This is a genomic window from Pseudomonas sp. lyk4-R2A-10, from assembly GCF_030209075.1.
Lineage (GTDB): Bacteria > Pseudomonadota > Gammaproteobacteria > Pseudomonadales > Pseudomonadaceae > Aquipseudomonas > Aquipseudomonas glycinae.
On sequence record NZ_JARVSR010000016.1, the window covers coordinates 74,965 to 96,558 of the forward strand.

Annotated in this window: 25 protein-coding genes; 12 read left to right on the forward strand and 13 right to left on the reverse strand. The window is 59.2% G+C overall.

From position 1 onward, the window contains the following. The first annotated feature begins 62 nt into the window (after positions 1-62). The 3 genes from QRN46_RS26385 (at position 63) to QRN46_RS26395 (ending at position 2,086) form a co-directional block, all read left to right on the forward strand. Positions 63-668, forward strand: a complete 606-nt coding sequence (locus QRN46_RS26385) for a glutathione S-transferase (protein WP_285358243.1) — start codon at positions 63-65, stop codon at positions 666-668. A gap of 2 nt (positions 669-670) precedes the next feature. After that, positions 671-1,774 (forward strand): DNA alkylation repair protein, encoded by a 1,104-nt coding sequence (locus QRN46_RS26390; RefSeq protein WP_285358246.1) that lies wholly within the window; start codon positions 671-673, stop codon positions 1,772-1,774. Positions 1,775-1,846: 72 nt separating this feature from the next. Further along, positions 1,847-2,086: a hypothetical protein gene (locus tag QRN46_RS26395; protein ID WP_011334704.1), complete on the forward strand. Its 240-nt coding sequence runs from the start codon at positions 1,847-1,849 to the stop codon at positions 2,084-2,086. Positions 2,087-2,229: 143 nt separating this feature from the next. On the opposite strand, the gene QRN46_RS26400 is transcribed toward QRN46_RS26395, so the two are convergent. The 3 genes from QRN46_RS26400 to QRN46_RS26410 form a co-directional block, all read right to left on the reverse strand. Continuing rightward, positions 2,230-2,544, reverse strand: a complete 315-nt coding sequence (locus QRN46_RS26400) for a hypothetical protein (protein WP_064597421.1) — start codon at positions 2,542-2,544, stop codon at positions 2,230-2,232. Between the two features lie 133 nt (positions 2,545-2,677). Further along, positions 2,678-3,331: a DUF2931 family protein gene (locus QRN46_RS26405; protein WP_011334706.1), complete on the reverse strand. Its 654-nt coding sequence runs from the start codon at positions 3,329-3,331 to the stop codon at positions 2,678-2,680. Then, positions 3,331-4,872: a phospholipase effector Tle1 domain-containing protein gene (locus tag QRN46_RS26410; protein ID WP_285358251.1), complete on the reverse strand. Its 1,542-nt coding sequence runs from the start codon at positions 4,870-4,872 to the stop codon at positions 3,331-3,333. The genes QRN46_RS26405 and QRN46_RS26410 overlap by 1 nt, the downstream gene beginning before the upstream one ends. 172 nt (positions 4,873-5,044) lie before the next feature. Here QRN46_RS26410 and QRN46_RS26415 point away from each other — a divergent pair, with 172 nt between their 5' ends. Further along, the gene (locus QRN46_RS26415) at positions 5,045-5,401 is read left to right on the forward strand and encodes a hypothetical protein (RefSeq protein WP_285358253.1); all 357 of its coding nucleotides are present in this window, start codon (positions 5,045-5,047) and stop codon (positions 5,399-5,401) included. 69 nt (positions 5,402-5,470) lie between these two features. Here QRN46_RS26415 and QRN46_RS26420 read toward each other — a convergent pair whose 3' ends face one another. The 5 genes from QRN46_RS26420 to QRN46_RS26440 form a co-directional block, all read right to left on the reverse strand. After that, entirely contained in the window at positions 5,471-5,794 is a 324-nt protein-coding gene (locus tag QRN46_RS26420) for an antibiotic biosynthesis monooxygenase family protein (RefSeq protein ID WP_011334709.1), read from the reverse strand. Next, on the reverse strand, positions 5,791-6,786 hold the full coding sequence (locus QRN46_RS26425) for a zinc-dependent alcohol dehydrogenase family protein (protein ID WP_221614480.1): 996 nt from the start codon (positions 6,784-6,786) through the stop codon (positions 5,791-5,793). The genes QRN46_RS26420 and QRN46_RS26425 overlap by 4 nt, the downstream gene beginning before the upstream one ends. 63 nt (positions 6,787-6,849) lie before the next feature. Continuing rightward, entirely contained in the window at positions 6,850-7,152 is a 303-nt protein-coding gene (locus QRN46_RS26430) for an ArsR/SmtB family transcription factor (RefSeq protein WP_007950555.1), read from the reverse strand. Positions 7,153-7,241: 89 nt separating this feature from the next. Further along, the gene (locus QRN46_RS26435; RefSeq protein WP_221614479.1) at positions 7,242-8,126 is read right to left on the reverse strand and encodes a universal stress protein; all 885 of its coding nucleotides are present in this window, start codon (positions 8,124-8,126) and stop codon (positions 7,242-7,244) included. Beyond that, entirely contained in the window at positions 8,123-9,070 is a 948-nt protein-coding gene (locus QRN46_RS26440; RefSeq protein WP_011334712.1) for a universal stress protein, read from the reverse strand. The genes QRN46_RS26435 and QRN46_RS26440 overlap by 4 nt, the downstream gene beginning before the upstream one ends. Before the next feature lie 204 nt (positions 9,071-9,274). Between QRN46_RS26440 and QRN46_RS26445 the strand changes: the two genes are divergently transcribed. Continuing rightward, complete coding sequence (locus QRN46_RS26445; protein ID WP_285358263.1) at positions 9,275-9,838, forward strand: GNAT family N-acetyltransferase; 564 nt, start codon at positions 9,275-9,277, stop codon at positions 9,836-9,838. Between the two features lie 49 nt (positions 9,839-9,887). Here QRN46_RS26445 and QRN46_RS26450 read toward each other — a convergent pair whose 3' ends face one another. The 3 genes from QRN46_RS26450 to QRN46_RS26460 all read right to left on the reverse strand — a co-directional run bounded on the left by QRN46_RS26450 (position 9,888) and on the right by QRN46_RS26460 (position 13,254). Then, positions 9,888-10,805: a universal stress protein gene (locus tag QRN46_RS26450; RefSeq protein ID WP_285358265.1), complete on the reverse strand. Its 918-nt coding sequence runs from the start codon at positions 10,803-10,805 to the stop codon at positions 9,888-9,890. Between the two features lie 88 nt (positions 10,806-10,893). Next, positions 10,894-12,144 carry an MgtC/SapB family protein gene (locus QRN46_RS26455; RefSeq protein ID WP_201819141.1) on the reverse strand — a complete coding sequence of 417 codons (1,251 nt, stop codon included), beginning with the start codon at positions 12,142-12,144 and terminating at the stop codon, positions 10,894-10,896. Positions 12,145-12,333: 189 nt separating this feature from the next. Further along, a complete protein-coding gene (locus QRN46_RS26460; RefSeq protein ID WP_201819140.1) occupies positions 12,334-13,254 on the reverse strand; it encodes a universal stress protein in 921 nt (306 codons plus the stop codon). Positions 13,255-13,577: 323 nt separating this feature from the next. Here QRN46_RS26460 and fnr point away from each other — a divergent pair, with 323 nt between their 5' ends. Further along, complete coding sequence (gene fnr / locus QRN46_RS26465) at positions 13,578-14,321, forward strand: fumarate/nitrate reduction transcriptional regulator Fnr (protein ID WP_011334717.1); 744 nt, start codon at positions 13,578-13,580, stop codon at positions 14,319-14,321. A gap of 25 nt (positions 14,322-14,346) precedes the next feature. Here fnr and QRN46_RS26470 read toward each other — a convergent pair whose 3' ends face one another. Beyond that, complete coding sequence (locus QRN46_RS26470; RefSeq protein ID WP_011334718.1) at positions 14,347-15,420, reverse strand: NAD(P)-dependent alcohol dehydrogenase; 1,074 nt, start codon at positions 15,418-15,420, stop codon at positions 14,347-14,349. Between the two features lie 220 nt (positions 15,421-15,640). Between QRN46_RS26470 and QRN46_RS26475 the strand changes: the two genes are divergently transcribed. Continuing rightward, positions 15,641-16,564, forward strand: coding sequence for a universal stress protein (locus QRN46_RS26475; RefSeq protein WP_011334719.1), 924 nt, complete (start codon positions 15,641-15,643; stop codon positions 16,562-16,564). A 15-nt stretch (positions 16,565-16,579) separates the two neighbouring features. Here the strand turns inward: QRN46_RS26475 and QRN46_RS26480 are convergent, their stop codons facing one another. Further along, on the reverse strand, positions 16,580-17,131 hold the full coding sequence (locus QRN46_RS26480; protein ID WP_011334720.1) for a cytochrome b: 552 nt from the start codon (positions 17,129-17,131) through the stop codon (positions 16,580-16,582). Between the two features lie 205 nt (positions 17,132-17,336). On the opposite strand from QRN46_RS26480, the gene QRN46_RS26485 reads away from it, so the two are divergent. Genes QRN46_RS26485 through QRN46_RS26505 form a run of 5 tightly spaced genes read left to right on the forward strand, consistent with a single transcriptional unit; the run spans position 17,337 to position 21,593 of the window. Beyond that, positions 17,337-18,014, forward strand: a complete 678-nt coding sequence (locus QRN46_RS26485; RefSeq protein WP_011334721.1) for a thermostable hemolysin — start codon at positions 17,337-17,339, stop codon at positions 18,012-18,014. Beyond that, positions 18,004-19,485: an AMP-binding protein gene (locus QRN46_RS26490; protein WP_221614476.1), complete on the forward strand. Its 1,482-nt coding sequence runs from the start codon at positions 18,004-18,006 to the stop codon at positions 19,483-19,485. The genes QRN46_RS26485 and QRN46_RS26490 overlap by 11 nt, the downstream gene beginning before the upstream one ends. Further along, on the forward strand, positions 19,482-20,156 hold the full coding sequence (locus tag QRN46_RS26495) for an iron-containing redox enzyme family protein (protein WP_039767068.1): 675 nt from the start codon (positions 19,482-19,484) through the stop codon (positions 20,154-20,156). The genes QRN46_RS26490 and QRN46_RS26495 overlap by 4 nt, the downstream gene beginning before the upstream one ends. Further along, a complete protein-coding gene (locus QRN46_RS26500) occupies positions 20,143-20,952 on the forward strand; it encodes an SDR family oxidoreductase (protein ID WP_221614475.1) in 810 nt (269 codons plus the stop codon). The genes QRN46_RS26495 and QRN46_RS26500 overlap by 14 nt, the downstream gene beginning before the upstream one ends. Next, positions 20,949-21,593, forward strand: a complete 645-nt coding sequence (locus QRN46_RS26505; RefSeq protein ID WP_011334725.1) for a tetratricopeptide repeat protein — start codon at positions 20,949-20,951, stop codon at positions 21,591-21,593. Before QRN46_RS26500 ends, QRN46_RS26505 begins: the two co-directional genes overlap by 4 nt. The last annotated feature ends 1 nt before the right edge of the window (position 21,594 follow it).

The following is a 21,594-nucleotide window of genomic DNA, read 5'->3' on the forward strand; positions in this document are numbered from 1 at the left end:
ACAGACTTTGCCGCTACATTCGTCACCCACATCACCAGATCGTCGCCTCCAGGGAAGTGCACATGAAACTGATCGGAATGCTCGACTCACCCTATGTCCGCCGCGTGGCGATCTCCGCCAAGTGCCTGGGTATTGAACTGGAACACGACCCAGTGTCGGTGTTTCGCCACTTCGAACGCTTCCAGCAGATCAACCCGGTGGTCAAGGCGCCGACCCTGATGCTCGATGACGGCGAAGTGCTGATCGACTCGACCCTGATCCTCGACTATCTCGAAGCCCTGTCCGGCAAAACCCTGCTGCCAACCGACCTGCCGCAACGGGTCAAAGCCCTGCGCCTGATCGGCCTCGGCCTCGCCGCCTGCGAAAAAGCCGTGCAGCTCTACTACGAACGCAACCTGCGCCCGGCCGACATTCAATATCAGCCGTGGGTCGAACGCGTCGAAGGCCAACTCGCCGCCGCCTTCACCGCCCTTGAACATGAACTCGAAAAACACCCGCTGCCCACCGACGGCCCTCTCCAGCAGGACGGCATCACTCTCGCCGTCGCCTGGAGCTTCACCGGCCTCGTCGTCCCCGACCAGATCGACGCTCAACGTTTCCCGCGCATCGCCCAATACACCGAGTACGCCGAAAGCACCCAGGCGTTCATCAACACCCCGATGACCTGACCATGAGCACCACCGAAACCGCCGCCCCGGCCCTCAAAGAAATCTTCAACGCCGAACGCCTGCAACACATCGCCACTGAAATGAGCGCCGTGTACCCGGCGTTCAAGGCCAAGGCATTTCTCAAGCACGCCAACGAAGGCCTCGCCGACCTCTCCGTCATGCAACGCATGGCCCGCGTCAGCGAAAGCCTGCACGCTGTGCTGCCGCTGGATTACGCAGATTCCCTCGTTATCCTGCGCGAACTTGCCCCACGCCTGAACAGCGGCTTCGTCAGCATGTGCCTGCCGCACTACGTCGCGAGCTACGGCGCGCACGCGTTCGACACCTCGATGGAAGCCCTGAAGTACTTCACCACCTTCGGCTCCTCCGAATTCGCCATCCGCCACTTCCTGCGCAGCGACCTGGAACGCTCGCTGGAACTGATGCACGACTGGACCCGAGACGAAAACCACCACGTCCGAAGACTCGCCAGCGAAGGCAGCCGCCCTCGCCTGCCGTGGTCATTTCGGCTGGAACCGTTGCAAGCGGATCCGCTGTTGGCTGCCGGGATACTTGATCGGTTGAAAGCCGATGAAAGTTTGTACGTGCGCAAGTCCGTGGCGAATCATTTGAATGACGTGACGAAAGAACATCCGGAGTGGGTGCTGGATACGGTTGAGGGGTGGTCGCTGGAGAACAGGCACACGGCGTGGATTGCCAAACATGCGCTACGAAGTTTGATCAAACAGGGGAATTCTCGGGCGCTTACGGTTATAGGCGCTGGGGCGAAGGCTGAGGTTGAGTTGCTGGATGTGAAGGTGGAGCCGGCGGTTGTGCGGCTTGGGGATACGATTACCTTGTCATTTACCGTTCGATCGTTGGTGCCAGTTGAACAGCGGCTGGTGATTGATTATGCGATTGACTATGTGAAGGCGAATGGCGGGACGTCGGCCAAGGTTTTCAAGTTGAAGACGTTGGAGCTGGAGGGGTTCGGGAGTGCGGTTGTGGCGCGGCGGCAGGTGATCAAGGATTTCACTACGCGCAAGCACTATGCGGGGGTGCATGCGGTGCATGTGGTGGTTAATGGGGAGCGGTTGGGGAGTACAGCGGTTGACATCGATTTTTGACGGACTGAAAGATTCTCTCTGACGTTGCTCTCGTACGTGGACTAGCCAACAAAAAAATCCAAGGACCTGGCCATGAAGCTTAAACAAATAGTCGATTGCTTTTTTAAATATGCGATTGAACGGAGAAATCCGTACAGCAGCTTCCCCCTTACCACTGAAATCGATGAGTTTGGCGGGCCGTATGTTGAAATTTCCGACTCAGGAAAACTGGCTATCGTTGCGCGAGATCGCGGTTATGAAGTGTTGAGAAAAGAGACAACATCACCAGAGGAGCTGGCTAAATGGGTGTATGAAATGTTCAACAAGAGATAAAACTTCACACCTATGCGTCATTTCGACTAATCCAACTCGACGCTTTCAACTTTTCGCAACCGATCAAAAATTTACGACTTTACTTTCTGACTGATTTTGACCAAAAGTATCTAAACACGCTTGGCACCCCTTCACAGCCGGCTTCAGGCGGGAAGGAAGGTCAAACTGTCAAGATTGATCTCGGCGTAAGAACCTATATCCCCCTTGTAAAGCGAGACCCTGGACACGCCCAGCTCGGACTGTAAAAGCTCGACTAACGTTCTTAGCTTTTTGTTTTTAGACATCGACGTCGGACGCACTACCGCTGCCTGTCCGGGTTCGTCATCGTAAATCCTGATCAGAAACATATCCTCTTCGCTCTGTATTTCGTAGTTATAACCACGATACTCATACCCGAGGTCGTGGTCGACGTCATCAAAGCGAGTAGCTTTTATTATCTTCAAAGTGGCATCCAGCATTTGATCACCATAGAAGGATCGTTTCAAAGAAATGCTAAAAAAATGGGGACGTGCAAAAAATCGAAAAATGGGGACGCATCTATTTATCAAAAGACCCGCTCTATTTTTTCCGACTCCCCCCCGTTTCCAAGAATTACCAACTGCCATATGGAATGCCGAACTGGTCGATATAACGCTTGGATTTTTCACTGACCGGATATGCGTAACGCCCCTGGTTTTTGCCTTGGCTTGGCCCCAACGGTTCAATCTCAGCTTGCGCCCTAGCCACTTTGATCGGGTGATGACAAGAGTCTCTAACCCACACTTGCACAACTCCGCCCGGCGCCAACCCTAAATAAACGGAAGAAATATAGGTGGCCGTTTCCTCCGGAGTTTTCGCACATCGCTGATTGACCGACGTCAGCATCAGCTGCCTGGCTTCTTCCGGTATATCCACCCAAGCACGATAGGTCTGAGGCTCCACAATAGATTGCCAACGAACAAAGATTCGTTTGGGAAGATCGGCGCCTACTACTGCTTTTGCAGAGCCGCCTACGCCATGCCAACCTCGGGCTGACTCTGTGCCATCCTCTGGTTGCCCGCCCGAGGCGGATCCCCCGCCGGTGCGTAGGAACGTTCTTCCTTTGATGTCTTCCACCGAAGTATCTTCCACCCAAACCTTCATGTAGTGAGGCTCTGTGAAACCCAGCTCCCACCATGGGGATTTTGGGTCGTTTTTCGCTGAAAGCGGGTCTGCGGAACAACCGGTAGTGAGCAGTGTGCACAACAGGGTTACAAGTAGCTTCATTACCAAAGCGTCCAATCAGGTACGTGCGGGTGTTTTACTCGAATTGCATCTGACGTGGGAGCGTTGATGTAAACCGCTTTCACGCCACTTCCATCCCTTCGGCCGAGTGGGTGGTTCCAGTTGGCGGATGTATGAATGTACTTGAGTTTCAGGATTTGCTCCTCTTGCGGGGTGGTGCTGTAGTCGCCAGAGACAAAACGATCACACAAAGCTTGAAGCTCCGCAGGAATGGAAAACTCGGGAGTCTCAGGAATATCGTTGAAGCGAACTCCCTTGGCTTTCGCCTGTTGATGCATCACACGTAGACATACTCTGGAAAGCATCCCGCTCACAGGGCGTTTGAGCTGAACGGCGGCATAGACGCGCTTGATCTGTGGACTAGATCGATCCTGTGGACTATTGGGCATAAGGAGTGGCGGTGGCGTGACGATTTCCAGCATTTCAGAAGGCCAGCCATTGGCGAGCCACTGATTTTTCACGGTTAAAGCATCCTGATAAATCGAGGTGGTTACGACATCAGTGTTAAGCGACACCTCAAGTGTCTGCATCGGGCTGACGAGTACGCACTCATCCGCCTCCTCGAGGTAGCCCCCACCAATATCGGAATGAACACCGGGCAAAATGATCTCCTGATGATCTGGCGTTACACAGCTGAGGGCGAAATTTCCCCTGCACTCATCGCGTGCGACCAATTGGAGGACATCAGTGAAATAGCGTTGATCCAGATAAAGCTTGATGCCTGTTGCAACGGGGCTTTTGATGTTGCCCAGATTGGACCAGCCAGCAATGGAAGGAACGGTATCGAACAGGCCTATAAAGCCCATATTGATATCGCTTTTATATTGATCGCTGAAAGTCGAACTCAAGGAAGCTGCGTTATTTCGAAGGATTTCTCCTAAAGGACCCTGTTTGCCGCGCACGACTTCATTTGCAAAATGCCGAGCGGCTGCCGCACCACGGCTGAAGCCGAAGGTGTCGAATGTCAGGGAGACAATTTCACAGCCCGGATTTTCGTCCAGCGCCTCCTTGATCCGCTGCTTGATCAATACGAACGAAGATTGAACACGACCGGCAACTCCGGTTTCGCCACGCCCAGTACCTGCTCCCAAGGTGCTGTCTTTTTCACCTGAACGGGTGCCGATCCCTTCGACATACACCATGCGAAAAGCACGTTTTCGCGTGCCCTCACCTTCGGCTGCCTCAGGCGTGTCATACAGCTCACTCAGCTTTTTTATATTGCTGACATCATTGCCATAACTACTATCCGGATCACTCATATACGGCTTGCAACTCGCATCAATATCTTGAGCCGCAATCGGATGATGAGCACCACACAGAAGCCCGGCCGCTGCGTTATTCGCATTATTCCCCGTCCCATCGAAGAACACTCCGATCTGCAGGGCAATGCCGATTTTTTCACGTGCCGATGCCGGTTCCTTCCCGTGTTTCTCATATTCAGCCCAACGCTGGGCATGAATATCGACGGGGTCGGTTCCTTTGTTGCGATAGTTTTTAGGCGGGTTGGGAATGTAGCCACTCAATCCTTGATTCCTTCTTCTGATCCTTGAAGAACGGGCCGAAGGGTGACAGCGGAAATCGGGGGATGCAAGGCGTGGCCGCGTGCCAGCACCTGGCGCTCTTTCTCCCTGCCTGCAATGGTGGCGCCGAGCCACGAATGATATGGTTCAGCCTCAAAACCAGGGACGACACCTCGTGCACAAACAATGTCTGGCAGCAGCAGTAACCTTCGCCATCAGTTTTTCCGCTCTTGCCTCTCCCGTACCGCAGGAAGAGCTCGAAGAGTGCCAACGAATAGAAAACTCGGCCAAACAGGTCATGAAAACCAGGCAGCAAGGCGTGCCTATGGCTTCGGTGTGGGAATTGGCCGAAGCGGCAGGTAAGCAGAACGAGTATGTGGGTGAAGTGTTCAAGTCGCTGATCCGCGAGGCGTACGAGATTCCTCAATACTCAAGCGAGAGCTTGCAGCAGAAAGCGATCAGCGATTTCCATTCCAATTTCTACAAGGCTTGCATCGTGACGGCGGAAAAGAGAGCAAACGCAAACGGCTGAGCTCAACGAACAAAAAAGAGAGCAGATTCAGGTAATGAATCTGCTCCCTTTTACTGAAGGACTCCTGATTCAGGGCCAGGGAGCTCCATCACCTTCGCGGGCATTAAAAGCCGCCCCCTCAATGTGATAAACCTGCGGCTCCTCCGAAAAATACCTCTCAAGTCCCAGCATAAAGACCCTGTGATCCTCCCCCGCCTCAAAATCCGTGTGAGCCTCAAGCGAGTCCCACCGCACAATCAGATTGAACCGCTCCGGCGTTTCAATCCCCTGCGCAAGCATGTGCCCGCCGTACCCGTTCGCGCGGCGGAGCAAAGGCGCAACCTCGGCAAATGCACGCCGGAACTCATCAACACGTTCTGCGTGAACAGGCAGCAAAGCGATCTCGTAAATCATGACGCATCCCCCACAGAATCCACACGAAGCGCCGGCTCGACCGCAATCGCAATCTTCCCTTGAAGACCGTTGTTGGGACTTTCCAACCGAGCATGGGCCAGCGCAATCTCCGCAAGCGAATACACCGCGCCAACATGTGGTCGCAGTTGACCGCGCTCCACCAGGACACTCAATTCATCGAGCTTGCCGCGGTTCTGGCGGGTGAAAACGAAGTGATAGCTCGCGTTCTTGCCCCAGGCCTGAACGAGGTTTTGTGGTTTGGCGATGTCAACGATCGAGACCACGCGGCCAAGTTGCGCGAGTGCGTCGGGGCTGCGCGACAGGGTGTCGCCGCCGATGGTGTCGAACACTACGTCCACTCCGAGGCCATTGGTTTCCCGCAGGATGGCGTCGACGTAGTCTTCCTTTTCGTAGTCGATGATCACATCGGCGCCCATGCGGCGGACGAACTCGGCATTTGCTTCACGCGCGGTCGTGAACACTTTGGCGCCCATCGCTTTGGCGAGCTGGATGGCGACATGTCCGACGCCGCCTGCGCCGCCATGGATCAAGATGCTCTCCCCTACTCTGAGCGCTGCCCGCACGATCAAGGCTTCCCATGCTGTCCCGCCCACCAGGCTCAAGCTGGCAGCTTCGAGGTGGCTCAGTGAGGAAGGCTTTTTGCCGATGATGCTGGCGGACGCCACGTGGTACTCGGCATAGCTGCCGGGGCCGTCGAAGATTTGCGGCGTGTACCAGACTTCGTCTCCGGGGGCGAAAGCCGTCACACCCGGGCCGACCGCTTCGACTACGCCGGAGACGTCATGTCCGGTGATGGCCGGCAGTGGCACCAGGTCGGAATAGTCGCCGCGTCGGACTTGATAATCCAATGGATTGATCGAGGTGGCGTGTACCCGGACCAGCACTTGTCCCGTTTCCGGCACAGGCTTGGGCACGTCGCAGAGTGTGAACGATTCCGGGTTGCCAAATGATTCAAGCAGCATCGCTTTCATGGTGAATCCTCGTATCGACAATAAGGGATATCGAGATATCTCGATACATTGCGGTAAATTTTTTTACAGCTCTTTCCCTATGACCTCGGCCAAGGCGCTGATGTTGGCTTCATTGCGCTTGTAGTAGGTCCACTGACCGATGCGCCTGACTTCAACCAGGCCCACACGCTGCAGCGTTGCAAGATAACCGGACACCGTTGACTGCGAGAGTCCGATGCCCTCTTGAATACTGCTCACACACACGCCCACCGTGTGAACGTCGCCCTCGTCCTGCGGGGGAAAGTTCTTTACGGGGTCCTTCAAGCCTTTCAGGATTTCAAGCCGTACCGGGTTTGAGAGTGCTTTGAATACTTCGATCAGGTCCATGCGGCGAGGATATCGAGATTATTCGATATGTCAATACGCTGTTTGACCAACGGAAAGCATCTCGCCTGCCGAGAGCCCGGCAACGCTCGTCAAACCGCCAGAACGCAGCAAGGTACCTGGTAAAGAATGTGCTCGGTGGTACTGCCCAACCATTTGCTCAAGCCCCGGTTGCGAACTCTTCCCATCACGATGACATCGACATGCTGCTCGTCGGCGAACTCGCTCAGCACAGTGACTGGCCGGCCTTCAACGAAGTGGCGCTGACTGGAGGCCACACCGAACTGCCCGGCCAGTCGAAGAAACGATTTTTGCAGGTCCTCGCGCAGTGACCGAGTCAGCTCGGCCAGGGGTAATCCCCCCATGTCCGCCAGGTACGCGGCGGAAATATCGCAGGCATAGAGCAAGTGCAACTCGGCGTCGCACTGAATGGCCAAGGCACTGGCCTGCCGGATGATCTGCTCGTTCAACGAGTTGTCGGCGGACTCGATATCCGACACCTCGACCGCCGCCAGCACTTTACGAGGCAATACATAGCCGCTTCCGCCCACCAGATACACAGGTACTGGACAATCGCGCAGCAATTGCCAGTCCAGCGGCGTGTAAAACGCGCGCCTGAGGGCCGACACCTGTTCGATTTCCTTGATCAGCAGATCGGGCCCATACGCTTTGACGTGATCAAGGATGCGCTGCTCCACATCAGCGGCCCATTCCACTTCGGTGGTCACCTCGATCCGCCTGCCGCGCAGATTGACCGCCCGGGCTTCCAGCGTCCGCCGGTGTTCCTCAAGAAATGCTTCGCGTGCCTGTGACCGGTTGCCTGTTTCCAGCAGCGACAAACCGTCGAGCGAGGGAATCAGCGCCAATATGTGCAAGCGCGCGCCACTGGCCTTGGCCAGCGCCGCGGCATGGTTGATCGCAGCGGACTCGCGCAGGAGCGGATTGATGATCAGCAACAACCGTTGATACTGGCTCATAGAGACCTCTCGTCAGATCCAGGACTTTGCACTTCGGTTCGAACGACCGGCCCCACCGCCAGGATGCTGCCGGGTACCGAATACAGCGCCCGCTCGGTATTGCTACCCATCAACCGGTCAATACCTGCGCGGTGCACCGTGCCCATCACGACCACATCCGCCAGGTATTGCTCGACAAACTCGCTGATGACCGGCACTGGCAGCCCCATCACAAAATGGCGTCGCTCGGGCGGGATCCCGTAGCGATCGGCGAGGTTGATGAAAGCCTGGTGCAGGGACTGCCGCAGCTCCTCGACAAAATCCACTCCCCATCCGGCACCGATCAGCGGCGCGTCGCCATTGAAGGCCGGTGACAGGTCATAAGCGTAGAGCAGGTGCATGGGCGCGTCACATTGCGCGGCCAGCGCGTTGGCGGTCTGAATGATGGTGTCATTCAGACCGCTGATCTGGGTCTCGGGATCGAACGGATCCACGGCCGCCACGATCCGATGCGGCAGGCTGTAACGGACCTCGTTGACCAGATGCACGGGCACCGGACATTCGCGCAGCAAATGGCAATCCAGCGGCGTTATGAAAACCCGCTTCAGGAGGGGTTCGAGCGTCACATCCTTGATCAGCAAATCAGGTTTAAGGTCTGCGACAGCCCGCAGGATATCCAGCAGCGCGTGGGTGGTGAACACCACGTTCACCGTCACCTTCAGTCCCTGTTCCGAGAGTTGCTCAAGCTGATCGGCTACCCAGCGACGGTGGTGGCGCAGATAGCGCTGATACCCGACCTCATCGATTTTGTCCTCCCACAGGTGAACCACGGGTGCCGGTTCAGCGAAGACCCGAACGTCCAGCGCCGCCCCGCTCGCCTTGGCCAGCGCCACCGCGCGCAGCATGGCGGGCGTCTGATGCAGAGTCTGGTCGGCGACCAGCAGCAAACGTTGATATTGCCCCATCACACACCTCCGCAAGACAACCGCAGGCTTTGAGACTGAGCCTGCGCCAATGGCACGCAGTTGATTTACATCAACTTCGGACCATTCAACATCGCCGGTCTCTGACCCAGATCAGATTCCTGCCCATTGAGCGGCGTAGAAAGAAAGCGACTGCAGGGCGTTGTGTCCCGCACCCGTCTTTAAAACCGCAAGGAGGGTCTCCTCATGCTCACCGTCAAAGACCACAACGAACGAGCCGCCAATGCCTATGCCTCGATCGCCGGGCAACACTGGATCGAAGCACTCAGGGACGGTCGCCATGTGCTGATCCGGCCCCTTTCGGAAAAGGATCGGGAACGCGAGTATGCGTTCATCCAACGCTTGTCTCCGGAGTCGCGACACACGCGTTTTCTGGCGCAGATAAACGAACCGTCGGGCACGATGCTGGATCAATTGATGGATACCGATAATCGCCTGCGCCTGGCCTACGTGGCGCTGGTGCACGACAACGGCCAATTGATCGAGATCGGCGTAAGCCGCTATGCCGCCACGGGTGAACACGAGTGCGAATGCGCCGTTACCGTTGCCGATGAATGGACGCATCTGGGGCTGGGGACCTTGTTGATGGAACACTTGATCACGGCGGCGCGCAAGAATGGAATGCATCGGATGTATTCGGTCGATGCCGCCAGCAATGCTTCCATGCGCGATCTGGCGCGGGCGCTGGGATTCGAACGGCACAATGACCCCGACGATCCCCGCCAGGTCATTCACAGCCTGTACTTGTAGCCTCTGTCGCCGGCGAACGTCCGTACGGGCGATCGCCGGTGCTCCAACGCTAGAGCCCCCTGCCCGGCTTGATCGCCAACACACTGCACGGTGCCCGGTGCAAGAGCTGTTCGGCCGTGGTGCCCAAGAGTTTGTTCATCCCTTTGTTCTGCACCGTCCCCACCACGATCACGTCGACGTTTTGCTCTTCGACAAATCGGCAAATGGCCGGCACCGGCACACCTTCGATGAAATGACGACACTCCTTCGACACGCCATGACGCTCGGCCATCGCGGCAAACGCCTCATGCTGTGCTGTGCCCAGCGCCTCGTAGATACCGGTGGCCAGCGGCAACGCACCAAACCCGAAGTCCTGCGCATAGGCGGCGGTCCAATCGTAGACGTGCAACAACTGCAGCCGGGCATTGCACACCTCGGCCAGCTTCGATGCGGCGTCGATAATCCGGTCATTGAACACCAGATCCTGATCTTCGCTGCGAAGCACGTCGATGATCGCCAGAACATGACGGGGGCGTGGGTTCAAGGCGTTGGTCACGAGGTGTACCGGGATCGGGCAATCGCGCAGCAGTTGCCAGTCCAGCGGGGTAAAAAACACTCGTTTCAGGACCGACTCTTCGTGGGCATCCCTGATGATCATCACCAGCGGTATTTCATTGATGAATTGCAGAATCTCCGCGTAAGGGTCCTGAACCCAGACCACTTCGCTCGTGACAACGATCCCGTGTCCACGCATCCGTGTTGCCTGTTCTTCAAGCCAGTGGCGATGCTTCTCCAGGTAGGCGTCACGGGCCACGGCCACCTGTTCGGGGGCAAACAGCCCGACCACGGCCAGCGCCTGTAAATAATCGAATGCCACGATATGCAGCGGTCTTTGCAGCGCCTGCGCCAATGCCAAGGCACGATCGAATGCCGGCGTGTGGTGCATGGAGGGCGGAGCGATCAGCAGCAGGCGGGGTTCCTGTGACATGGTGCACCTCGACATTGAGCGATGGCAGGGAATGAGTCTCAGGCTGTCCCTTTTACCGACGAGCACTTTGATTTTTGTCAGTGTCCGGTCAAATCGTCGCTCGATCCACCAGCAGACCGGCCCACATGGCAGCGGTCAGCAGAATCTGACCGGGTATGACATACGCGGCGAAACGGCGTCCGCCACTGATCCAGGCCACCAGGCATTTGCTCAATGCGTTACTGCTGACCGCCAGCAGCACGGGCGGCGCAATGGCGGCGTAATCCAACAGTCCACCCTTGGCGAGGGTGGCAATCGACGCCGTGGAAGAATGAGCATCGGCGAATCCGCTGAGTACGGCAGTCAGCATCACGCCCGCCTCGCCAAAGTGATCGAGCATCAGCGAAGACAAAAACGTCACGCCGGCCATGGTCAACGTGACCGCCAGCGCGAGCTTGAGATTGAACGCCCCGCCGACCTTGATCGGTTGGTTCGCAGCGACCGCAGGCCTGGGGAACAGCAGGCCCAGGCTGAACAGCAGCGTTACGCCGAATCCGGCCAGCAACGGCCCCCACAGGTGCCGCAGCAGCGCGGTGTCGACCGCGCCGAGGATCAGCGCGACCTGCGCCGCCGTGGCCAGGTTCGACAGCAGGGCCGCCGCACTCAATACCTTGAGGTGCTCCGGGTCTTTGCGGGCGATATGGCCCATCGCCGCAATCGTCATGGTGCTGGAGGCGAAACCGGACGCGATGGCGCTGACCGCGTAGCCGTAGCGCACACCCAGCGTGCGCACGGCGATATGCCCGATGGCGCCGACGGCCATCAGCAACACGGTCAATGTACAAAGGGTGCGCAGGTTGAGTGCCGAGTAGGGACCGATGAACCGGTCAGGCGTCAGCGGCAACACCACCAATGCTGCGATCAGCAGCACCAACCCATCGCGCATCTCCGCTTCGCTCAACTGGCTGCGGGCGAAGTGATGGAGTTTCTGCCGGTAAGCCAGCAGCCCCGCCATGACCACGCCAATGGCGATTGCCAGTTCCGGCGCTGTGCCGCATAGCGCACCCAGTACCAGCACCGTGAGCAAGGCCACTTCGCTGGTCAGCCCCGGATCAGTGCTCAGGCTGCGCCAGTAAGCCACGCCGATCAGCACCGCCAGACAGCCGCCCACAATGCCCAACAGCAGTGAGCCGCCCACTTGCATCGCGACGTAACCCAGCAGCGCCGTGATCGCGAACGTGCGCAACCCGGCACAGGCACGGCTGTCGCCGCGCCCTTTGTGCCGCTCGCGCTCCAGACCGACCAGCATGCCGATACCCAGCGCCGCGGCGGCCCCCGCCAGACCCAGTGCGTCACTCATAAAGGGATCGGACCATCGGCATACGTGATCCCGGGACGCTTATTGACCGGTGCCTTTTCGGCAATCGCTGGCCACACGTGGGCCGCATCGATCCGTGACTTGAGTTGATCGATAACATCATTGAAATACCTCCTCCGGCCGCAACCACCGTTGTTTCTCATCCAGTGCAAACTCGGCAGTACCCCGCATTCACTCGCAGGGCTGCGGCGGTTTGACGATCATCAGACTGCAGGGAGCCTGGTTCAACACGCTTTCGACGGTACTGCCGATGAATCGGTGTGTACCGTCGGGATACAGCGTGCCCAGCACCACCATGTCGAAAGCGTGCTGCCGGGCAAACAGGCCGATGACCTTTTGCGGGATGCCGGTCAGCAAGTGTCTGCATGAACTCTGGATGCCATAGCGTTCAGCGAGTGCTTCGAAAGCTTCTTGCTGGGCGTCCTCGATGGCGTCTTTCAGACTGCCATCCAGGCTGCCTGTCGACACGCTGATAGCCCCGTCGTCGATGACCGCCCAGCAACCGACATTGAGCAGATGCAGCGCCGCGCCGCAACCGGCCGCCAGCGTGCAGGCAAGGTCAAGTATCCGGTCGTTCAACCCTTGCGTCAGTTCTTCCAGATGCGACAGATCGACCGCCGCAAGAATTTTCATTGGCCTGGCATGCCCGGCGCTTGTCACCAGGTGAAGGTGTGCCGGACATTCGCGCAGCAAGCGCCAGTCCAGCGGGCGATGGAAAGCCCGGTCGAGTGCAGGGACGTAATGGGTATCCTTGATGACCAGGTCCGGATGAAAGTCTTGCACGTACTCAAGCACGTGCGCCAGGTTCGATCTGGCCCAGACCACTTCAGTGGTCACGTTCAGGCCGATGCATCGTTTGAAGCGGGCCTGCTGCTCCAGCCAGTGCCGATGCACTTGCAGATACCCTTCCCGCGCCTGGGCCATTGCCTCGGGTGCAAACAGCCCGGCCGCTGCCAGCACCGGGACATAATCGAACGCGACGATATGCAACAGTGCTCCGTTTGCAAGAGCCAGCGCACAGGCGCGTTCAAAAGCCGGGGTCTGGGTCATTTCGCCAGGGGCTATCAATAGAATGCGTTTGAGTTTGAGCACCACGTGCCTCTCCCTGAAACGTTTACCTGGATGATTGAAAAGCTGATTTCCTGAAGAGCGACATGAGCGGGGATTTTTCTCTCAGCCTGATCACGATCAGGAATTCTGCTGCTCAAGTATCGGCAGGCATTCTTCTGGCTCACTGATTTTTATCAACTTGATCGCAGTGATGTGCCCCCGGTCACTCACAACTTGTTTCTGATGCGCGAGGACGTTTTGACTGCCTCGGATCCATTCGTCGTTTAACGGCGGCCGACAAGGCTTTTTCCGTGTCAATGGCGACCCGAGAACTATGATCAACAATTCATGGTGAGGGCTTTGCGGTGGCAGAAACTCGCTCGTATCGCGATCAATACCTCAAAACGGCGTGCTCCCGGTGCAGCGTGCTGGAGCTGTGTCTACCGCTCGGCTTGAACGGTGGAGAAATCGAGCGTCTGGACACGCTGATCGCCCAGCGACTGAAGGTCAAAAAAGGCGCGGCACTCTACCGTGCCGGTGATCCTTTGCGTTCCCTCTATGCCGTGCGGCTGGGGTCATTCAAGACCAGCGTGCTGTCGATCGATGGTCGCGAGCAAGTCACCGGGTTCCAGATTGCCGGTGAAATGCTCGGTCTGGATGCCATCAGTTCGGATCTGCACACCTGCGACGCGTTCGCGCTGGAGGACAGCGAAGTCTGCCCCATCCCTTTTGGCCAGCTGGAAAAACTGGCCCGCGAGCTGCCGTCACTGCAGCACAACCTGAACAGGATCCTCAGCCGGGAGATCGTTCGCGATCACGACATGCTGATGATCCTGGGCAACATGAGCTCGGATGAACGCCTGGCAGCGTTTCTGTTGAACCTGTCGCAACGCTTGAGCGCTCGTGGCTATTCGTCGCGCAGCTTTGTGTTGAAGATGCGTCGTGAGGAAATCGGCTCCTACCTGGGCCTGCGCCTCGAAACCATCTGTCGCGGCATCGCCCACCTGCGCGACCAAAAACTGGTGGAGATTACCGGCCGCGACGTCACCATTCAGAACATGGACGGCCTCAAGCAGTTGATCGTCGGCTGCCATCGTCACCCGCAGTGAGCGTGCCGACGGGCCGGACGCGCCTTCACGGGGTAATCGCCACCTTCATCACACCGTCACGCTGGTGTGCAAACAAATCGTAGGCTGCTTCAATGTCATCCAGTTTGAACCGGTGGGTCACCAACGGTGAAAGGTCAACCATGCCGCTCTGCACGACCGCCATCAAACGCCGCATACGCTCTTTCCCGCCGGGGCACAGGGTGGTGACGATGCTGTAATCGCCCAACCCGGCCGCAAAGGCGTCGAGCGGAATGCGCAGGTCGCTCGAATACACGCCCAGGCTCGACAAGCGGCCGCCCGGACGCAGCACGCGCAACGCCGATTCAAAGGTGCCTTGCGTGCCCAGTGCCTCGATCGCGACATCGACACCGCGCCCATCGGTGAGGGCCATGATCTGCTCGACCACGTCGCCCTCGCGAAAATTGACGACATGGGTGGCGCCCAATCGACGTGCTACCGTCATGCGCTCGGCCACCGCATCGACACCGATGATCGTGCTGGCGCCTTTGAGCCGGGCACCGGCGACTGCACACAGACCAATGGGGCCGAGGGCGAATACAGCGACGCTGTCGCCGATGCTCACCTCGCCCCGTTCGGCACCGGAGAAACCGGTGGACATGATGTCCGGACACATGAGTACCTGCTCATCACTGAGGCCATCAGGAATCGGACAAAGATTGGCCAAGGCATCGGGCACCAGTACGTATTCGGCCTGGCAGCCATCGATGGTGTTGCCGAACTTCCACCCGCCGATGGCCCGGAAACCATGGCGAGTGTCCGGCCCGTCCTGGGAACCACAGCCACACAGGCACGCATAACTTTGCCCACTGGGAGTGATGGCGCCGGCAATCACGCGCTGCCCCTCTACAAACCCGCGCACCTGCGACCCCAGACGTTCGATGATCCCCACCGGTTCGTGACCGACCGTCAAACCCTTCGCCACCGGGTATTCGCCGCGCAGGATGTGCACATCCGTACCGCAAATTGTCGTGGTGGTTATCCGGATCAAAGCGTCCAGCGGGCCGACTTCCGGGATCGGTTTGTCATCCAGCACGATGCGATTTTTTTCGACAAAAATGGCAGCTTTCATGGTGGCCATGAGCATTCTCCTGAAGGATTCGACTCGTAGTCAGCCTGCGCCGCGCTGCCAGACCGGCACTTGATAATGATCAACAATCGACGACATCCGCGACGATTGACCACCCGTCTGACGGCGCTCTGGCGACCACCGGTTGTTTGACAAAGATCAAACGTCCACCGTACGCCGGGCGCAGCCTGTAGCCATCGGTTCAACGCTTCCTGTCCCAAGGAGAGTCGTCATGTCAGAACAACCGCGTTACATGCTGGTCGCCTCACCCCTGATGGAAAACAACCCTGCCTTCGACCGTGCAGCGGCACTGGCCAAGGCGGCGGGCGCGGCCCTGCACATCGTGGCTTTCGATTACCTGGAAGGTCTGGCGACCGCCAGCATGGTCAACGAGCAAGCACTGGAACAGATGCGAATCGGCTATATCGAGCGTCATCGTCAGTGGCTCGAAGAACGGGCGCATTCGATGCGCAAGCTCGGGGTCACCGTCACCACGGAAGTGGTGTGGGTGGAACGACCCTTACAGGAAATCCTCATTCACCTCAAAGAACAGCCCATGGCGGCGCTGATCAAGGCGCTGGAGCCGGAATCGTTCCTGTCACGCTTGATGTTCACCCCGCTGGATATTCACCTGCTGCGCGAATGCCCGGTGCCGCTGCATTTCGTCAGCCATGTCGGGCATGCCCTGCCGCGCAAGATCCTGGCCGCCGTGGACCCGTTCCACCGTGACGGGCAGTACGCCGGCTTCAACGACCGGATCCTGCGTGAGGCCGCCAAACTGGCCAGCCTGTGCAATGCCGAACTCGACGTGCTGTATGCCCATGATCTGTCATCGATCAGCGCCAATGAATTCGGCTTCGACAATGCCTCGGCGTTCTTCTCCTCCAGCGCCGCCAAGTCCCTGTTCGATGCCCAGGCTGCGGCGTTCCGCGAACTGGCCGAACGCAACGGGATTGCGGACGAGCGTCAGCACATGGTCATGGGCAACCCGGCCAAGGTGCTCTGCAGCTACGCGAGCGGGTATGACATCGACATGATCGTCATGGGCCGCGTCGGCCATCGCGGCGCAGACCGGCTGGTCGGCAGCACGGTAGAACAGCTGCTGTACAAGATTCCGTGCAGCGTATGGGTAGCGCCGGAGAACCTGCCTGACTGAGTAGGCTCCCGCGCCTCAGGAACGAGTGCGTCCTCCCAGCATCCGGTCCAGGGTGTCGTCGCCGACCCAGTAATGATGGAACAGCCCGGCAGCGGCGTGCAGGCCGATCAGCCAGTAACCGGCATTGCCGATCAGCTCGTGCCAGTGCTTGATCTGCTTGGCCAGGTCCGGATCGACCGCCACCGGCGCCGGCACATGAAAGCCGAAATACGGAAAAGGTTTGTCGCCAGCCGCGAGCATCAGCCAGGCCAGCACCGGTGTGACGATCATCAGCCCATACAGGGCCAGGTGCATCAGGTGCGCGATTGCCGTCTGCCAGGCAGGCGGTTTCGGGGTGATCGGCGGACGCGGCGTCAGGCGGCCAAACAGGCGCACCCACACCAGGACGAAAATGCTCGCGCCGAACATCCCGTGCAATCCCATTAACAGGCCTCGCGCTTCGCTGCCTCGGGGCATGAAGCCTTTGATTTCAACGCAGGCATACACGCCGACGAACAGCGCCAGCATCAGCCAGTGCAAGGTGATCGACAGTTTTCCATAACGGGGTGCGGCCATGTCGCGGGTCATAAGTGCCTCGTGATTGTTGTGAGCGACGGCCGACTCGTTCGGCTGTCTCGATCCGGTTGCCGGGCGAACCGACGATGTCACCCTGCCGGGGAAGTCTTAAGACAATCTGAAGATCCGTCGTTCGTTAACCTTTTTTCACCTTCAGACTTCGTTAAGAAATGGTCCGGATACTCCACTCAAACCTATTGAGGGAGGCGTTCAGCCCATGCCCGATTCTGACTGGAATATTCCCCTGCCCCTGCATTTTGGCCAAGGCGAAACACCGCAGATGCAGCTGTCGAGCGCCCAACCCGGCGATGCTCAACGAGCGGCGTTCGAAGCGTTCATTCAACAACGCTTTCGCAAGGCCCACGGCGCCGATATCCGCCATTTCATGCCTGAACTGTTTGGTGTGCACAACGACTCCGGCGACTTGTGCGCGGTGGCCGGGGTACGTCGTGCGCACCTTGAACCGCTGTTTCTTGAACGCTACCTGGACGAGCCGATCGAGCCGTTGATCAGCGCAGCCGCCGAGCGTCCGGTGGAGCGTAGCGCGATTGTCGAAGTCGGCAACCTTGCCGCGAACGACACCGGCAGCGCACGCCTGAGCATCATTGCCATCACTTACCTGTTGGCCATGGGCGGTCTGGAATGGGTGACCTTCACCGGCAATATCGGCCTGGTCAACAGCTTCCATCGCCTGGGTCTGAAACCGGTGACGCTGTGCGCCGCCGACCCCGAACGTCTGGGCGATGACCGTCACCACTGGGGCAGTTACTACGAAAGCAAACCCTGGGTGCACGTGGGCAATATCCGCGCCGGTTTCATCCATCTGCGCAACATCGGTCTGTTCAGTCGGCTGGGATTGCCGACTTCTGTCGAAGGAGCCTGCCATGTCGCTTGAACGTCAACGATTCCAGGAAACCCTGCGCAGCCATGCAGGGCGCAATGACAACGCTTTGGCATTGTGGGGCGACACCCTGAAAGTCAGTTACACGACGCTGTACGCCGAAGTAATGTACCGCCAGCAACGCTTGCGCGATGAAAACGTGAAGGTTATCGCCCTGGCGCTGGACAACGGCGTCGAAGCCATACTCTGGGATCTGGCGGCGTTGTTTGAAGGCTTGACGTGCGTGACGCTGCCGCCGTTCTTCAGTCCGGCACAACGTGCCCATTGCCTGGAACAAAGCCAGGCCGAACGGGTGATCGCTGAACCGGAGTTGGAGAGCGAACTGCTCGCCGCCGGTTATGAACGACGCGGTGAATTCTGGTGCCGCGCTTTTGAAGGCCCGAACCGCCTGCCAGTCGGCGCCGCCAAACTGACGTTTACCTCCGGCACCACCGGTACACCGAAGGGCGTGTGCCTGAGCGCCGACAGTCTGCTGCGGGTCGCACGGGAGCTGGAAGAGGCCAGCAAACCCACGGCCCCCCAACATCACGTGGCGCTACTGCCGCTGGCGATCCTGCTGGAGAACCTCGGCTGTTACGCCGCACTGTACGCCGGTGCGACGCTGAGCGTGCCGAGCCAGAAAACCCTGGGCATCCAGGGCGCCAGCGGCGTCGACCTGCCGCGCTTGCTCGGCTGTCTGGCCAGCCGGGCACCCGAGAGCCTGATTCTGGTGCCGCAATTGCTGCTGTTACTGGTCAGCGCTGCCGAACAGAAAGCCTTCGATCCGCAATCGCTGCGTTTTGCCGCCGTCGGTGGCGCACGGGTTTCCGAGGATCTGCTGCACCGCGCGCAACGGGTCGGCCTGCCGGTCTACGAAGGCTACGGCCTGTCCGAGTGCGCCTCGGTGGTTTGTCTCAACCGACCCGGTGCTCGGCGTCCGGGGAGCGTCGGGCGGCCCCTGCCTCACGTCGAAGTGCGCCTGGCCGAGGACGGAGAGGTACTGATCAAGGGATCGACCCTGCTCGGCTACCTTGGCGAACCAGCGTACAGCGATGAGTGGTGGCCCAGCGGCGATCTGGGCGAGTTCGACCCGGAAGGTTTTCTCTACCTCAAGGGCCGCAAGAAGCATCAGTTCGTCACCAGTTTCGGCCGCAACGTCAACCCGGAATGGGTCGAATCCGAACTGACCCAGCGTCAACACATCGCCCAGGCCTTTGTGTATGGCGAAGCCTTGCCACACAACCACGCCCTGCTCTGGCCGCACCGTCCGGACTGCACCGATGCCCAGTTGGCGGCCGCCGTCGCCGCTGCCAACGAGGCCTTGCCCGATTACGCCCAAGTGCATCACTGGACACGCCTCAAACAACCTTTCACGGCCGCCAACGGCCTGCTCACCGCCAACGGTCGCCCGCGCCGCGAGGCAATCGTCGCGCAGTACCGCGCCGTGCTTGCCGAAGCCACCCTTTCCGAGGAGTCCGCACCATGAGTTTTTTCGACACCCTGCAAGAAGCCACGCACCAGGAACGCCACGAGCTGTTCAATCTGCCGATCATCCTCGATGCGCTGCAAGGCAAGGTCAGCCTTGAAAGCTATCGCGCGTTTCTCGCCCAGGCCTACTACCACGTGCGCCACACCGTACCGCTGATGATGGCCTGTGGTGCACGCCTGCCGACGCACCTGGAATGGCTACGCAAAGCCGTGTGCGAATACATCGAGGACGAATACGGCCACGAGCAATGGGTGCTCAACGACATCGAGGCCTGTGGCGGTGACCGTAACGCGGTGCGTGATGGCCAGCCGTCGCTGCCGATCGAGCTGATGGTCAGTTTTCTTTACGACCTGATCGCCCGAGGCAATCCGGTGGGTCTGTTTGGCATGGTCAACGTGCTGGAGGGCACCAGCATCGCCCTGGCCACCCACGCCGCGGGCAGTATCCGCGAGCGTCTGGCCCTGCCGGAAACGGCGTTCAGCTACCTCAGTTCCCACGGCTCGCTGGACATCGAGCACATGCAAACCTATCGCCGGCTGATGAATCAGCTGGAAGATCCGGCCGACCAGGCGGCGGTGATCCATGCCTCGAAAGTCGTCTATCGGCTCTACACCGACATGTTCCGCGGCCTGCCCCGTGACGCGGAGGCTCAACATGCAGCTGCATGAAGCCCGTGTGGTGTTGACCGGTGCCAGCGGCGGCATCGGGATAGCGATCACGCGTGCCTTGTGCGCTGCCGGTGCGCAGGTCCTGGCGGTCGCGCGGCATCAGGAATCGCTGCGCCCGTTGCTCGACCTTTACCCGCAGAACCTGTGCTGGGTCGCCGCCGATCTGACGTTCCTCAGCGACCGGCGCAAGGTGTTGGCCGCCGCCGAGGCCATCGGCGGCATCAACCTGCTGATCAACGCCGCCGGGGTCAATCACTTCGCAATGCTGGAACAGCTCGACGACAGCGACATCAACGCCATGCTGGCGGTGAACATCAGTGCGCCGATCTGCCTGACCAAACTGTTGCTGCCGCTGCTCAAGCAGGCCGACAGTGCCATGGTGGTCAACGTTGGTTCGACCTACGGGTCGATCGGCTATCCCGGTTATGCCAGTTATTGCGCCACCAAGTTTGCCTTGCGCGGATTTTCCGAGGCCTTGCGCCGAGAGTTGGCGGATACCCGGGTCGGTGTGTTGTACGTGGCGCCGCGCGCCACCCGCACCGCCATGAACAGCCCCGCCGCCCAAGCCTTGAATGACGCACTCAAATCCAGCGTCGACGACCCGCAAGCCGTCGCGAATGCCGTAATCCATGCGATTGCCGGCGATCGCCGCGACCTCTATCTGGGCTGGCCGGAGCGCTTCTTCGTACGCCTCAACAGCCTGCTGCCCAATCTGGTGGATCGCGGTCTGCGCAAGCAATTGCCGTTGATCCGTCGCCTGAGTGAAAAACCCGAGAACGAGACGCCGAAACCATGAAAAAACTTCTCGCCTGTGTGCTGCTGGGCGCCCTCAGTCAAAGTGTCTGGGCGCTGGACGCTGCCGATCAACAACGCCTCAACAGCATCCAGCAGAGCTGGGCGCACATCCAATACGAGACCCCGGAAAAACAGCGGGCCGCTGCGTTTGAACAGTTGGCCGCCCAGGCAACGCACTTCGCCACGGAACGGCCGGCCGTCGCCGAGGCCTGGATCTGGAAAGGCATCGTCACCAGCAGTTGGGCCGGTGCCGAGGGCGGGCTCGGGGCCCTGGGCAAAGCCAAGGACGCCAAAGCCGATCTGGAAAAATCCCTGACCCTCGACCCCAAGGCATTGCAAGGTTCGGCCTACACCAGCCTCGCCGCGCTGTACGACCGGGTGCCGGGCTGGCCGATCGGGTTCGGCGACAGCGACAAAGCCGAACAACTGCTCAAACAGGCCCTGCAACTCAACCCCGAGGGAATCGACAGTCTGTACTTCTGGGGCGATCACCTTTACCGTCAAAAACGCTACGCTGAAGCCAAAGCAGCGCTGCTCAAGGCCCTGCAAGCCGCTCCTCGCCCAGGCCGGGAAAGTGCCGATGCCGGACGCCGCAAAGAGATCGCCGCGTTGCTGGTGGACGTGAACAAGAAACTCGACTGAC